Source organism: Dyadobacter sp. (genome assembly GCF_039919315.1).
Lineage (GTDB): Bacteria > Bacteroidota > Bacteroidia > Cytophagales > Spirosomataceae > Dyadobacter.
Genome location: NZ_JBDSFX010000055.1, coordinates 26,673 through 41,679, shown reverse-complemented (window position 1 = coordinate 41,679; position 15,007 = coordinate 26,673). Strand labels below are relative to the sequence as shown.

The 15,007-nt window shown below is 44.4% G+C and carries 13 protein-coding genes; 7 read left to right on the top strand and 6 right to left on the bottom strand.

From position 1 onward, the window contains the following. Positions 1 to 37: 37 nt before the first annotated feature. From ABIO93_RS15750 to ABIO93_RS15740, 3 genes are all read left to right on the top strand, one after another. Positions 38 to 661, top strand: a complete 624-nt coding sequence (locus ABIO93_RS15750; protein WP_348069302.1) for an OmpH family outer membrane protein — start codon at positions 38 to 40, stop codon at positions 659 to 661. Positions 662 to 672: 11 nt separating this feature from the next. Beyond that, complete coding sequence (locus ABIO93_RS15745) at positions 673 to 1,350, top strand: OmpH family outer membrane protein (RefSeq protein WP_348069300.1); 678 nt, start codon at positions 673 to 675, stop codon at positions 1,348 to 1,350. Positions 1,351 to 1,637: 287 nt separating this feature from the next. Next, complete coding sequence (locus tag ABIO93_RS15740) at positions 1,638 to 3,236, top strand: hypothetical protein (RefSeq protein ID WP_348069298.1); 1,599 nt, start codon at positions 1,638 to 1,640, stop codon at positions 3,234 to 3,236. Positions 3,237 to 3,273: 37 nt separating this feature from the next. Here ABIO93_RS15740 and ABIO93_RS15735 read toward each other — a convergent pair whose 3' ends face one another. After that, positions 3,274 to 4,017 (bottom strand): lipoprotein signal peptidase, encoded by a 744-nt coding sequence (locus tag ABIO93_RS15735; RefSeq protein ID WP_348069296.1) that lies wholly within the window; start codon positions 4,015 to 4,017, stop codon positions 3,274 to 3,276. 51 nt (positions 4,018 to 4,068) lie between these two features. After that, positions 4,069 to 5,271 (bottom strand): proline dehydrogenase family protein, encoded by a 1,203-nt coding sequence (locus ABIO93_RS15730; protein ID WP_348069294.1) that lies wholly within the window; start codon positions 5,269 to 5,271, stop codon positions 4,069 to 4,071. Positions 5,272 to 5,458: 187 nt separating this feature from the next. On the opposite strand from ABIO93_RS15730, the gene ABIO93_RS15725 reads away from it, so the two are divergent. Next, positions 5,459 to 6,553 carry a chorismate mutase gene (locus ABIO93_RS15725; RefSeq protein ID WP_348069292.1) on the top strand — a complete coding sequence of 365 codons (1,095 nt, stop codon included), beginning with the start codon at positions 5,459 to 5,461 and terminating at the stop codon, positions 6,551 to 6,553. 52 nt (positions 6,554 to 6,605) lie between these two features. On the opposite strand, the gene ABIO93_RS15720 is transcribed toward ABIO93_RS15725, so the two are convergent. Both ABIO93_RS15720 and ABIO93_RS15715 read right to left on the bottom strand, forming a co-directional pair. Next, positions 6,606 to 7,247 carry a GDSL-type esterase/lipase family protein gene (locus tag ABIO93_RS15720; RefSeq protein WP_348069290.1) on the bottom strand — a complete coding sequence of 214 codons (642 nt, stop codon included), beginning with the start codon at positions 7,245 to 7,247 and terminating at the stop codon, positions 6,606 to 6,608. A gap of 12 nt (positions 7,248 to 7,259) precedes the next feature. Continuing rightward, complete coding sequence (locus ABIO93_RS15715; protein WP_348069289.1) at positions 7,260 to 7,847, bottom strand: thymidine kinase; 588 nt, start codon at positions 7,845 to 7,847, stop codon at positions 7,260 to 7,262. Positions 7,848 to 7,949: 102 nt separating this feature from the next. On the opposite strand from ABIO93_RS15715, the gene ABIO93_RS15710 reads away from it, so the two are divergent. Beyond that, positions 7,950 to 9,056: a hypothetical protein gene (locus ABIO93_RS15710; protein WP_348069287.1), complete on the top strand. Its 1,107-nt coding sequence runs from the start codon at positions 7,950 to 7,952 to the stop codon at positions 9,054 to 9,056. Between the two features lie 228 nt (positions 9,057 to 9,284). On the opposite strand, the gene ABIO93_RS15705 is transcribed toward ABIO93_RS15710, so the two are convergent. Next, entirely contained in the window at positions 9,285 to 10,130 is an 846-nt protein-coding gene (locus ABIO93_RS15705; RefSeq protein WP_348069285.1) for a hydroxymethylglutaryl-CoA lyase, read from the bottom strand. 136 nt (positions 10,131 to 10,266) lie between these two features. Beyond that, positions 10,267 to 11,328: an NAD-dependent epimerase/dehydratase family protein gene (locus ABIO93_RS15700; protein ID WP_348069283.1), complete on the bottom strand. Its 1,062-nt coding sequence runs from the start codon at positions 11,326 to 11,328 to the stop codon at positions 10,267 to 10,269. Between the two features lie 176 nt (positions 11,329 to 11,504). Here ABIO93_RS15700 and ABIO93_RS15695 point away from each other — a divergent pair, with 176 nt between their 5' ends. Next, positions 11,505 to 12,233, top strand: a complete 729-nt coding sequence (locus tag ABIO93_RS15695) for a hypothetical protein (RefSeq protein ID WP_348069281.1) — start codon at positions 11,505 to 11,507, stop codon at positions 12,231 to 12,233. Next, positions 12,230 to 15,001: a TonB-dependent receptor gene (locus tag ABIO93_RS15690; RefSeq protein ID WP_348069279.1), complete on the top strand. Its 2,772-nt coding sequence runs from the start codon at positions 12,230 to 12,232 to the stop codon at positions 14,999 to 15,001. Before ABIO93_RS15695 ends, ABIO93_RS15690 begins: the two co-directional genes overlap by 4 nt. Positions 15,002 to 15,007 lie beyond the last annotated feature (6 nt).

The window sequence follows — 15,007 nt, the reverse complement described above, 5'->3', positions numbered from 1 at the left end:
TTTCGTTAAGAAGTTTGCAAATTATTAGCGCCTTGGCATGAAGAAGATTTTTATTTTACTAGTTTTGTCAATTCTATGTAGATCAGCGGTATGGGCCCAGAAGATTGGGTACACCGATATGGAATTTATTACGAGTAAAATGCCCGAATACCAACTGGCGCAAACAGAGATGAAGAAGTTCTCTGAAAAGTGGGCCAAAGAGATTTCGGATAAATTCTCCGAGATTGATCGCATGCAGCGCGCATACATGGCTGAAGAGATCTTGCTGACCGACGATTTGAAAAGAAAACGGCAGACCGAGATTAAGGAGAAAGAGCTGGAAGCCGGGGAGTACAATAGTAAGATATTCGGCATGGAAGGGCTTCTTTTTCAGAAGAAGAAAGAGCTGATGAAGCCCGTAATGGAAAAAGTACAAAGGGCCGTTACAAAAGTATGCAGTCAGCGTCGGCTCGATTTTATGTTTGATAAATCAAGTGACATCGGGATGCTTTATACCAATCCTAAGCATGACTATTCAGATTATGTCATGGAAGAACTGGGAATTGATACAAAAGCGCTCAAGGCTGCTCCAAACGATAAATCCGGTAAAGTAGAGCAACCTGCTCAGGTACCGGCACAGAACTCACCAAAACAAAAAAGTACAACTAGTAAACTTAAATAAGTAACAAAGCAATGAAACAAAAATTGATGGCTTTTTTGGTCCTGATGACCATTATCACCACCCCTCTGTTAGCTCAAACAACCCCTGCAAGCGGACTTACCAAGATAGGTTATACCAACGTCGATTATGTAATCGGCAAATTACCTGAGAGCAAAGTAATGCAGAATCAGCTTGAAGTAACGAAGGCCCAGTTGGATAAAGCGTTGGGAGAAACTTACAAAGAAGCACAGGAAAAGTATGAAGCTTATCAGAAAAACGGAGCTAACATGACTGATGTGATCCGTGCAGATAAAGAAAAAGAATTGCAAAACCTGCAGACGCGTATTGAAGAAATGCGTAACAATGCACAGACTTCTTTGCAAACCAAGCAGCAACAACTGCTGGAACCAATCCTGACCAAAGTGAACAATGCAATTCAGGAAGTGGGTAAAGAAGCAGGTTTCCTTTTCATTCTGAACATGGATGCGGGTGCTGGAACAACTCCAATTATCTTGTTTGCAGCTTCTGAGGAAAACAATGCAACCAATCTGATCCTTAGAAAACTAGGAGTAGATCCTGACAAAATAGAAGCAGCACCAGCGGCTGGGACGGCAACGAAGCCAGCAGCTACTACCCCTGCGGCTGGAACACCTAAGCCAGCAGCCACTTCCCCTGCAACCGCTCCGGCGACAACGCCTAAGAAAAAATAATAAGTAGTTATTGAACTTAAAAAACCGGAGAGCAGTCTTTTAAATGGCTGTTCTCCGGTTTTTGCTTTTGGCTGGCCGGGCTATCACATCCGGCCTACTTGCTTTTATTATAATCTGTTGAAGAAGGGCAATATTTAAAAAATGCAAACGCTGCTTCATGCGATCGAAGGCAATCTGTGAAATCCATTTTTATAACTATTCACGGGGCATTCTATACAGGATTTGTTAGTTTTGCGTTAAAATCTAAGTGCCCTTTCAACAATAGAATTAATTATATTTTCGATATTATGATTAAAAGACATATTCATAAAATACTGATACTTCTGACAACCGTTTTTTTCTTTTCCGCGGCTCAGGGACAGGATAATATGAAAAGTACCTCGTCCGGCCCCTTACAAATCGTATTTCCGGTTGAGCCTGAATGGAATATTTTACAGGAAGGAAAGGAGATCAACTTTCATGTTCAGGTCAAAGGCGGAAAAAGTGATTCGATACGATATAGCATTTCCAGCGGATGGATCAAAGAGATGAAATTTGACTCTTCTGGCCACTTCATATGGACTCCGGGCTACGATGTCGCCGATAGGATCAACACTACCAAATCATTTCCAGTGATATTCGAAGCCCAGACCGCTTCCGGAGAAAGTGCCTCACGTGAAATTGTTTTTAAGGTTAATCACGTCAACCGCCCGCCGCAGGTTGATGAGCTTCAACCATTTTATGTGCAGTATAAAACACAGAACGTCTATAAAATTGACATGGGCTCAGTTCGTGATCAGGATGGAGACCCGATCGTGTTTGTGCCAATATTAGATGAAATGCCGGAAGGCATGAAACTGACTGCTGCTGGTGAGATTACATGGGAACCTTCGATAAACCAGTTTACCATTCTTAAAAAAGGAACCCGGTATATGGAGTTTTATGTAGAAGACCAGCCTGCCAAGTCTAGAACAAAAGGACGTCTTAAATTAGATGTGACCCAAATGGATCTCGCGCCGGACTTTACTATTATTCCACAGAACTCAGTGGTGAGGAGCCCGGAAAACAACCGCATTAACCTAAGATTTACATTGTCGGACCCCAATGGCGAGGACGATATCTCGACATTTAATTTTATCTCTGAAAACAAGAGGGTACCCGCCGAAGCTTTGATTAAAAATACACCTACCAGCTATGAATTTATCTGGGAGCCAGGGTTTGAGTTTGTAAAGGATCCTTTTGATACGCTGGCTTTCAACATCACATTTTATGTGCTGGACAAAGCCCAAAATAAGAAAGAGAAGACGGTTAAGTTTGTCATCAAAAATACGGTGGATGAAAGTCTTCGTGACAACTACGTTTTTAATCTTTACCGCGGTGCGTTGGTTAATGCCTGGGGTCTTTTGGAGCAAATGACAGAGCGGGAAGGGCAATTGAAAAGGGCATACTCGCGTGCTAAAAAGGGCAAACGGAGCAGGTCTTTGCTTAACGCGTCGCTAGGTGCCACAACGGGACTCGCGCCGGTGATTGCGACAAAAGATCAGCAGACCCGTGGCTACATTACTACCATAGGTGGAACAACCGTAGCGACTGTGGGAACATTGGAAGCGACTGAGGTCATTGGAAAATCCGTTAATGGCTTGCTGGACCGGTTCAACTACGTGATGCAGAAAAAGAATGAGTTGCAGAACAAAGGAGATGTTTTCGCAAGAGAATACGGTCAGAAATCTGCCAGAAGACAACCTGAATTTATCAGAAAATTAGATGAGTTTAAGTCGCTTATGAACCTGAGTGGTCTGGTAGCATTGGAATTGGACGCGAACTGGGAGAGTAAAAAGGAGGCAACCGACAATGCCCTGAAAAAAGCATTCAAAGATTTCGTGCCTCTAACAAAAGACGAAAACTAGAAATTAAGATCATAGAGATTGGGGAAGAGAGCTAATTTTAGCTCTCTTTTTTATTTTCATCGTCTTCCAATTCTTCTGCAGCTGGAAGTGTCGATATTTCGGTATCGCGATGTGGTTCAGCGCTGAATTCGTTCAGTGGCAGTTCCGCGTGAGTTAGCGAAGACTCGGTAGTATCTGTTGTTTCGACTTCCGGATGCGTAGCCGAATGAAAGCTTCCCTGAAACACCAGAATGCTGCATACGCCTATGAAAATACAAGAATCAGCAATGTTGAAAATAGGTGTAGAGTAATACTGACCACCCCATACCGGAACCCATTCCGGAATAAAACCTTCCCAGAAATCAACAAAGATCATATCAATAACCTGACCGTGAAACCAAGGCGTAGGCGATCCGTAAGGTGCATTGTGCAATAACACGCCGTAGAATGTACTGTCTATCACATTACCTACCGCACCGGCAAGTATCATGGCCAATGCCCATAGCAAACCTTTGGAAGCTCCTGCACGTGCGAGATGTATCATGTAGCCGCCGATGGCTACCATAGCAACCAACCGGAACAATGTCAGGAATAGCTTGCCATACTCGTGCCCAAGCTGCATACCAAAAGCCATACCGGGATTAAGTACATAATGGAGCTTGAACCAATTTCCAATGAGCCCTATCTGGCCTGAAAAACCAGGTTCCATGTATTTATAGACCAAAAGTTTGGAGACCTGATCAATACCTATGAGCAGTAAACTGAAAAGTAAATAAGGTGTTGGATTTTTGGATTGGTTCATTCCTTTTTAAAAACAATTGACAATTTTGAGAATGCGAAAGTAATAACTTACTTATAAAGAACCGATTCCTCTTCTCTTCAATTCACTTTTGACTAACAAAAACTCCCGGCTACTTTGACCGGCAATAGAGGTGTTTTCTTCCGCTCTGCGGATGAGGTAAGGCAGAACAGCATTAATAGGGCCGTAGGGTACGTATTTGGCAACATTGTAACCGGCTTTCGCCAAGTTGAATGAAATGTTATCGCTCATACCGAGAAGCTGAGCGAACCAGATCCGGTCATCATTCTGACCGATACACAACTTTTTCATCTTGGCCGCACAGTACTGAGAGCTGTACTCGTTGTGCGTACCAAGGCAAATCGAAATGTATTCGACATGTTCAAGACAGAAATCCACTGCCAGGTTGTAGTCCGTATCAGTGGCGTCTTTTGAAACATGAATTGGATTGAAGTATTCATTTTCACGCGCCCGCAGCCGCTCCTTTTCCATGTAGGCGCCCCGTACCAGTTTTCCACCCAGGAAATAACCCTTTTGGCGGGCAGTCAGGTAGGCTGTTTTGAGTGCTTCCAGCGTCTCGTGGCGGTACAACTGATAAGTATTGTAAACGATCGCCTTCTCCTTATTGAATTTTTGCATCATATCGTATGTGAGCTCATCAATAATTCCCTGTATCCAGCTTTCCTCGGCATCCACGAAAATCCTTACGCTTTTGTCGTGGGCATGACTGCATAGGCGTTCGACACGTTCCTTTACACGGTCATAAGAGGCCTTATCGTCTTCGGAAAGCGGGTCTTTTCGCTGGATTTTTTCCAAAAGATCGGCAGAAGCGACACCCGTAACTTTAAATACAGAAAAAGGAATAGTCTTAGAGCTTGCTGCTTTGTCGATTGTTTTCAGGATTTCGGCTGCTGTTGCTTCAAAGCTGCTTTCTTTGTCTTCGCCTTCTACGGAGTAATCGAGTATGGTGCCAATGCCCGATTGACCGAGCAGTGTAATAGTTGCATTGCAGTCGTTAATTGTCTCACCTCCACAGAATTGTTCAAAAATGGTGAGGCGAATGAGATTTTTTATAGGTAAGTTCAATTTTAGTGCAAGCTTTATAAAAAAAGTGCCTAAATTTACCACTCGAGCCTGATTCATGAGGCTGAATAACCAGTAGGTCTTGCGCAGTTTAGCATCAGATTTAGAAGCAAAAGCAACGGAAGTATCTTCAAAAAATACAGGTATTTGGTCTTTTGGTGAGGGATATGCCATTTTTATTGCACGTTTTTCCTGAGTGAGTTTTTGACATTTTTATTGAATATCACAAGAGGAAGCTAGTACGCATTAAGAAGTTGATTGACTTTTATGGCATCAAATGTACGTCAATCCCAGAAATACGCATAATACCGGATCAAAATATTACAGTTATCTATTTTTTATTAAGGACAAGTTTTTGAATATGAATGCTTCTTTAGATATCCTTCCTTTAAGCAGTTGGATCAATACCGAAGGAAAGCCTTTGGTAATCGCCGGGCCTTGCAGCGCAGAGACCGAGGAACAAATGTTAGAAACCGCAACCCAGATCAAAGAAGAAGGATTTGCGCACGTTATCCGTGCGGGAATTTGGAAACCGAGGACTCGTCCAGGAAGTTTTGAAGGTATGGGAGAAGCTGCTTTACCCTGGTTACAGGAAGTAAAGAAACAAACCGGAATGCCTGTTGCTGTTGAGGTAGCTAATCCTCAGCACATTGAATTAGCATTGAAATATGGAGTTGATATACTTTGGATAGGAGCACGTACAACCGTTAATCCATTCAACGTACAGGAACTTGCGGACGCTTTGAAAGGAATTGACGTACCGGTTTTGGTTAAAAACCCGGTTAACCCTGACCTGCAGCTTTGGATTGGCGCTCTTGAGCGTCTGAACCAGGCTGGCGTTAAGAAATTGGGTGCTATTCACCGAGGTTTCTCTAATGCTCAGGAAACAAAATTCCGTAATTCTCCAATGTGGGACATTGCTATCGAATTAAAAACATTGTTCCCTCAGCTTCCTGTAATCGGTGACCCAAGCCACATGGCTGGAAAACGTGCTTACCTGTATGAGCTGGCGCAACGTGCATTGGATTTGAACTACGACGGTTTGATCATCGAATCGCACCGTGACCCGGATAAAGCATGGTCAGATGCTTCTCAGCAATTGACACCTGCGGCATTAGGTCAAATGTTGCACGACCTGCATGTTCGCAAAGAATCATACGGCAGTGACTACCAATCCCAACTGGAAGTGATCCGTGGCAAAATCGATCATTTGGATCGCGAATTGCTGGAAACATTGGCAGCTCGTATGTCATTGGTTGAAAAACTGGCCGAATACAAACGCGATAACAACGTGGCAGCATACCAGGTTGATCGTTTCCGTGAAGTATTGGAAACACGCGCAGGCTGGGGCAAGAGCATGAACCTGTACGCAAATCTGGTTGATGAGCTTTTCAAACTCGTTCACATGGAATCTATCCGTAAGCAAACTGAGGTGATGAACCAGGTTAGCGCTTAACACGGAATAATTTATATCAAAGAGGCTGCTTCTCGCGAGGCAGCCTCTTATTTTATATCCCTTTCTGTTTTAGTACGGCTGCAATCTCCCTCGCCCAGATTCTGTAAGCCATTTCATTTAAATGTGTTTTGTCAACCGCATATTCAGCTTTTAAACCGGTTGAATCAGAAACAAAAGCATTGAGATCAATGTAAGTAATGTGGTGCTCTTTGCAGAACTGAACCAGGAAATGATTTAACTCGTCAACTTCTTTTTTACTAACAGGGTCATTTTGCTCATATAATGTAAGGGTAACAACCGGAACAATGTGGTTTTGGAGCAACTTTTCGAGAATCGCCCGGTAATTAGCTTGCAGTTTTTCCTGCGACACGCCTACTGTAATATCATTGGTTCCCCCTTTCACAAAACAGATTTTGGGATGAAGATCAATGACGTGTGTCTGGACTAATTGAAGAAAATGATAAGTTGACATGCCAGGAAGCGCATTATTCACCACGTCGGTCCGTCCCAGCAACTCCACCCATTTACCTTGCGCAGTGATGGAGTTGCCGTACATGACAATGGTTGGGTTACCTTTCAGTGAAACGAATCTTTGCAAAATTTTATCACGGTAAACGTATGAGAAAATAATCCCTGCACCGATCAAAAGAATGTTTAGGGCAAGGGAGAAAGTCAGTAGCCTCTTGATTTTCATAGGTGTTGACGACTAAGCCTTATCCCCGAGGTTGAAGCAGCGGCGGCAACGGGCTTCGTACAGATCCGTTTCTCCGAGTAGTACCCGTTCATTGGAAGGCGAAAGGCGATACGAATGAGACGCAACCTCCCCGCAAACCATACATATCGCATGAACCTTGGTCACAAACTCGGCAATCGCCATCAGCTGAGGCATACTACCAAACGGTTTGCCCATATAATCCATATCCAGGCCGGCAACAATAACCCGCTTTCCGGAATTGGCAAGATCATCACAAACAGACACAATGCTTTCATCGAAAAACTGCGCCTCGTCCAGACCTACCACTTCGCTATTTTCGGCCAGAGCGGTGATTTCAGTGGACAATAGTACCGGGATGGAGCGGATCGAATTATCATTATGAGAAACAATGTTCTCATCATGATATCGTTTATCCAAAGCAGGTTTAAAAATTTGTATACGTTGACGGGCGATTTTGGCGCGGTTGAGCCTGCGGATCAATTCTTCGGTTTTTCCGGAAAACATGGAGCCGCAGATAACTTCGATCCAGCCGGTCCTCGGGTTCTGATTTTCTTTTCTATGTGATGGTTCTACAAACATGTTTGATGTCAGAGTGACCGAATGAACGGTCAAATTTTTTTATATTTACAAATCAAACATATTTTTCTCAAACACGATCGTTATCAAAAGCTCATATTCGTTATGCCGGATAATTTGAATTCAAATGCACTCCAACAATACGCAGCCCGATTCACTACAACAGTTCTAAATGATGTGTACAGGGCGCAGGATGTAATTACCGGAGCGGGATTACTTAAACTGACACCCGTAAGACAAGTAAATTTAGGAATCTTAAACCGCTTGTTTGAAGAATGGAAAAACAATGCGGCTGCATTCAGAAGCCCTTATTTTGATTTTTCCAATGAAGAAGTAAAAAATGCATTGGAAGACTTCATGAATACTGCGTCCCAGCACATTGCCGTCAAACGCGCTGATCTGGAACCACTGCTTTCGGGTTCAGTGAAAGAGGCACTCAAACTTTTGCTCGCCCCGGCCAGTTATTTTGAGGAAAGGATAAGAGCTACGCCAGATTCGGAATTTACACACGAAAAGGCGGAGCAGCTTGTCAAATATACCCACATTCACCGCGGTCTGGCAGAAGCCATGCTAGGTAGACTAACTGATAGCGGTTCCGACGCTGTGTATCAGACCCAGGCAGTGAGCTGGTTGTACGAATTGAAGGACAATCCGGACCTTATTGATGATACTGATCAGTTTCTGGTGCAATTCTCAGATATTTTCCCTGTCAATCTGAATGAACTGAAAATCGTGGAAAGCAAGGTTACTCAAACCAGCAGCAAACACGAATCGAAATCCTTCTTTGACTCTGCATTTACCGAACTGGAACCGGTAGCCCCAAAATCCAACGTACCACGAGTTGAGCCAGCGTCCGCATTAATCAGTGAAATTGTGGCCAAAACCCACGCCTCTGAAAGAGATTCGCTCAATAACCGTTACAAAGTGGAACTGCCAACACCTACTGAGGACAAATCATATGGAAGTGTTCCTGTAAAAATGGAAAGTATTGCTGCATCTATTCCGCTTGGACAAAGGTTTATGTTTGTTAACCAGCTTTTCAGTAAAAACAGCGATCATTTTGAGAAGGCTATTTATGAGCTCGATACTGTAAAAAGTTATCAGGAAGCTGAAAACCTGATCTGGCATCGCTACGCCTCCAAATATGCCTGGGACGTGAATGGGGAAGCGGTGACCGCATTGCTCGCGATCGTGAAGAGAAAATTTAGCTGAAAATAACGCCGTGGTGCCGCCACATTTTAGCCCAGGGCCTCAGCCCTGGGTATACAATGGACGAGAGACCGGCTTTAGCCACGAGGATATATCGGTAGATGCTACACGATCTTTGGCTAAAGCCTCGCATCCTCCTTCATCTGTCGTCCCAAGGCTGAAGCCTTGGGCTAGGGTGGTTATATCATGTGTTGCGCGCATCTGTCGTGCCAAGGCTTCAGCCTTGGGTTATCAATGAACCAGCTGCCGGAACATCGCCTGCGCAGTTTGCAGTTCGTTTAGTTTAAGATTGAAATCTTCGCCATTCCCCAATGCAAATTCAACAAGTCGCTCGGTAGGCATATTGCCGACCAAATCGTCTTGTGCCATCGGGCATCCGCCATAACCGAGTAAAGCTCCATCAAATCTTCGGCAGCCAGCGCCGTATGCCGCAGCTACTTTGATGTTCCAGTTTTCAGGAACAGTATGAAAGTGTGCACCGAATTCTAGATCAGGATGCATTGGAATGATTTCGGAGAAAATGGAGCTGATATCTTCCTCCTTCGCCAGCCCGACGGTATCTGCCAGTGAGAATGTGCGGATGCCGTATTGTGAGAGCATCTCTACGCGACTTAAAACAATGTCCGCATTCCAGACGTCGCCATAAGGGTTTCCAAAACCCATCGAAATGTAAATAACCAATTCCTTCTTGTGTTGCTCACAAAGCTCAGCGATGCGCTTCACCCTGTCCATCGATTCATCAATGGTAGCATTGGTATTACGAAGCTGGAAAGTTTCAGAAATGGAAAATGGGTAGCCCAGATCGTTGATCTGCTTGAATGCACAGGCTTGTTCCGCTCCACGTTCATTGGCGACAATGGCCAGAAGCTTGGTTTTGGCATTGGACAAATCCAGCTGATCTAGTAGCAAAGCAGTGTCACTCACTTGCGGCATGGCTTTTGGCGATACAAAGCTGCCAAAATCAATGGTATTAAAACCTACTTTCAGCAGTTGCGTCAGGTAGGCGGCTTTTTGTTCAGTTGGAATAAATGGGTAAAATCCTTGCCAGGCATCCCGTGGACATTCTATGATTTTCATGATTCAATTTTGAATTATTGAATGAGTGAATGAGTGAATTATTGAATGAGTGGATGGGATTTTTTGCAACAAAAAAAGCTGCTGCCTTGAACTTTGTCTCTGGCGGCAGCTTTTTATTTTGTTTTTTTCTTTCTGATTACATTAAAATCGGAGCAAGGTCCTTTTCGTTTTCTGCAAGCCAGGCAGTGATCTCTTCCACGATCTGACGAATTCCAATTTCAGGTTTCCAGCCAGTCAATGCAGTTACTTTGGTATTGTCGGTCACGTAAAGGCGAATGTCGGCGGTACGGTTTTCGGGCACCACTTTGATAGGAATGGTTTTGCCGGTTACCTCCTGGCATATCTTGGTCAGTTCCTGCAAAGAAGCGCTGCTTTGCAAACCACCTCCTGCATTCAGAATTTCACCATTTACCTTATCCAGGTTATGAAGTTGCCAGTCGATCAGGCGGTAAAGGTCGGCTACATGCAGCATGTCACGGATTTGCTTGCCGGTTCCGCCGTAGCCAAAATAGCCCAGCTGTTGCTCAAAGTAATGCTTAGCGATCCAGAGCACCATCACACCCTGATCCACCTTGCCCATTTGCCACGGGCCAGTGATCACGCCGCAACGGTTAATGACTGTTTTTAGATTGTAAAACTCATTGTATTCCTGAATGATCAGCTCGGAAGCCAGCTTGGTGGTTCCATAAAGAGAGCGCGCGCCATTCAATGGGAAATCTTCGGCTATACCTTTGGCGGATACACCGGGAACCGGCTGATCGTCTGACAATGCGAAGCGCGTTTCTTCTTCCACAAAATTAAGCGTCTCAATCGTCTTGATCGGGTACACCCGGCTTGTGGAAAGAAATATGAAGGCGGCTTTGTGTTTCAATGCATAATTAAGGCAGTTGACAGTCCCTACCAGGTTGGTATTGATCAGATAGTCGGGGGTACCGTCCAGTCCGGCGAGAACCGATGGCTCGGCCGAAGCTTCAATGACTGTGTCGACTGCCGGAAAGGCATCGAAATCCTCTTTGTTTCTGATGTCCCCATGCACGAATTCGACACCGTGTTTTTTTAGCCTGCTCAGATTCAGCTCGGAGCCACGGCGTTTCAGGTTATCCAGCGCATAAACCTGGTAGTCGGGATAATTAATTTTTAATGATATGGCCAATGCAGAACCCACGAAACCGGCTCCCCCTGTAATTAAAATTTTCATAAAAGAAATTTGTGGTAATAGAAATGTGTGGACGGATGGAAATTCAAAGTTAATCCTAAATAAAATAAATATATTTGAAATGAAGTATGTAACTTATGTCCACATCTTTAAATACTAATCCATTTTGCAACAAATAAGTAAGTTTTTGTCGTATTGAATCAAAAAACTTAGCCTGAATGCACATTTTTACTTCTTTTCTTTTTTGTATTACCTGTCTTACCGTCAATTCCTTTGCCCAAACTGCGGAAATCAACGCCTCGGCAAAAGAAACGGCTGCATACCCCGTGTCGCTGTATAAAGCAGCGACAGCTCAGTCCCAGAATCTTTACAATGGCCGGCAATACTACGTGTACGACGCCAGGGGGGAAGAACATCAGTTTTTGAACCAGAGGAAATGGCACAATGGAGTTGTACTGTACGATAATCAGCAGTTCGACAGCATTCCCATGGTTTACGACCTGTTTCATGATGAGCTGGTGATCAAACATTTCAATGGTGATCACATTCTACTACAGTCCGAAAAGGTGAATTTCTTCATGCTTGACAATCATAATTTCGAACGTTTGGAAGCTGGCAAGGACATTAATGATCAAATGAAGACCGGTTTCTACGATATTTTATACAATGGCGCCTCACGCACTATTGTTCGGAGGGTGAAGCAGCGGCAGGAAAAGATCGTGGATAAGATGGTGATCGCGCTGTATCCTCAGAAGAACTTTTTCTATATCCGGAAAAATGGCCGCTATAACTCAGTGCACTCCAAAAAATCAGTTTTCAATTTATTTGCTGACCATAAAAAGGAACTGCGGAAAGTTTTAAGAGACCAGAAGATCAAATTCAGAAATAACCGTGAAGTGGCCATTGCGCAGATGGTCAGGAAATATGATGAACTAGCCAAACAATGAAGATACTTTTACCTTTAATTATTTTCACCTGCTCCATTTTCCTTTCGGGGGCGTCTTACGCCCAAAATACGCCTGAAAAGAAAATCACGATCCGCCTGGATTCTGCAAGGTTTGATGACTTTGTAAAACAGGTCGAATCCCAGACGGGCTACTATTTTTACTACGAAAAAAGCCGTTTCGACAGCCTGACACTTGATCTTGATGCAAAAGATCTTTCCATTCGGGAGGTGCTCGATCAGGTTTTTAAAGGGTCGGAGTTCGAGTATGCGATTGATGCTCAAAAAAGAATTTACATTACTCACGGACAAAGGATCATCACCCAGCTGACACCCGGGCTTTTTGACCCCGACCGCGGAGGAGAGAACGACACCATTGCCTATGCTGGTCCCGAAAGTGACTTGAAGGAAAAATTACTGTCAACGGCGGAAAGCAAGATCCATGACATTGGTGTAAAAAAACACCGGATAACGCCCGGTAATTCGACGATTACCGGATACGTCCGCAATGCAGTGACCGGTGAGCCCGTAATAGGCGCAGCGGTATTCATTAATTCACCTTCTATCGGGGTTACTACCGATGCACTGGGATTATTTGCACTCACCATTCCACGCGGAAAGCAGCTGATCAGGATCAAAAGTACGGGTATGCGCGAGACGCAGCGGCAGGTTGTGCTTTACTCGGACGGCAAGCTTGACATTGAAATGCGTGAGAGTGTAATCGCATTGAAAGAAGTGTCAGTAAAAGCAGGAATGGATAAGAACGTGGTAGGTACTCAGATGGGAACAGTCAAACTGACCATTAAAAACCTGAAACAAGTCCCGACCGTTTTTGGGGAAACGGATTTGCTGCGTACCGTGCTTACATTGCCGGGTATCAAGTCAGTTGGTGAAAACAGTACCGGTTTGAATGTCCGCGGAGGTTCCACGGACCAGAACCTGATCCAATATAATGATGCTGTTATTTACAATCCATCCCACCTTTTCGGGTTTTTCTCAGCATTCAATCCCGATGTGTTGAAAGATGTGGAATTGTATAAAAGTACCATTCCGGCCAAATTCGGCGGTAGGCTATCGTCTGTTCTGGACATTAACAGCCGGGACGGTAACAAGAAGAAATTCGTTGCGTCGGGCGGTATAGGATTGGTTACAGGGCGACTCACATTGGAAGGGCCTTTGATTAAAGATAAAACTTCGTTTTTGCTAGGCGGCCGCTCTACTTATTCCAACTGGGTGATCAAGGCATTGGATAATGAAAATTATAACAAAAGCTCAGCTTCATTTTACGATATCAACCTGCATGTCAGCCACGAAATCAACGAAAAGAACAGTCTTTTCCTGACGGGCTATACGAGCGACGACCGTTTCCAACTGTATGGTGACACATTATACACCTATCAGAACCAGCTAGCCTCGTTGAAATGGAAACACACTTTTAATTCAAGATTATACGGAGTGGTCACGGCGTCACATAGCAAGTACCAGTATGCGATGGGCGCGGCAGGCCTGCCTCTGAACTCTTTTGACTTGAAATTCAATATTAATCAGTCGAATTTCAAAGCTGACCTCAGCTATGCATTGAATCCAAAGCATACATTGGAATTCGGGTTGAGTACGATTTACTACAAGCTGCATCCGGGTTCTTTCCAGCCCAAAGGTGCTGAGTCTCTGATTATCCCGGACGAGCTGGAAGCGGAGCAGGCTACGGAAAGTGCATTGTACCTGGAAGATAAATGGGAGGTAAGCCCCCGGTTATCGATCTCAGCGGGTATCCGTTATTCGTTTTTCCAATATCTGGGTCCCAAAAACGTGAACAAGTATCTTCCCGGCTTCCCGATCGAATACATTTATCAGGAAGGCGTTCAAAAATACGAGGCTGGCAAGAAAATCAAAAATTACGGCGGACCGGAGTACCGCGCGTCCATTCGTTACAGCGTGTTTGATAATCTTTCGCTGAAAGTAAGTTATAACACATTGCGTCAGTACATTCACTTGCTGACCAACACCATGACGGTTTCGCCGACGGACATCTGGAAGCTGAGCGATCCTTACATTAAGCCACAAATCGGAGATCAAATATCACTGGGCTTATACCGCAACTTCCGTGGAAATAAAGTAGAGGTTTCGCTGGAAGGTTACTATAAGAACATTCAGAACTTCCTTGATTACAAAGGAGGAGATTCCCTGATCATGAACCATAACATTGAAGCGGCTGTGCTCAACACCAAAGCCAAAGCCTACGGTATCGAATTCATGATCAAGAAAATGACCGGTAAGCTGAATGGCTGGATCGGCTATACTTACGCCCGCACATTGCTGAGGGCGGTTGACAGGGATTCGCCTGATGCGCCAAACAATGGCAATTTTTACCCGAGCAATTATGACAAGCCGCACGACTTTACCATGATCTCGAACTACCGGTTCTCGCACCGGTTCAGTTTATCATTGAATCTGACATACAGCACAGGCCGACCGTACACACCGCCCATCGGGAAGTACATCATCGATGGCGCTCAGCGGGTATATTATGCCGACAGGAACCAATTCAGGATCCCGGATTATTACCGGATGGACCTTGCCATGAACATTGAAGGTAATCACCGGATCAAAAAACTGGCACACAGTTCCTGGACATTGGCTGTATATAATGTATTAGGCAGGAAAAACCCTACTTCGGTGTATTTCCAGACGGTTGCTGGCAAGGTGAATGGCTATCAGCTTTCGATTTTCGGTCAACCAATTCCTACGATTACCTATAATTTCAGGTTCTAAGTTTGT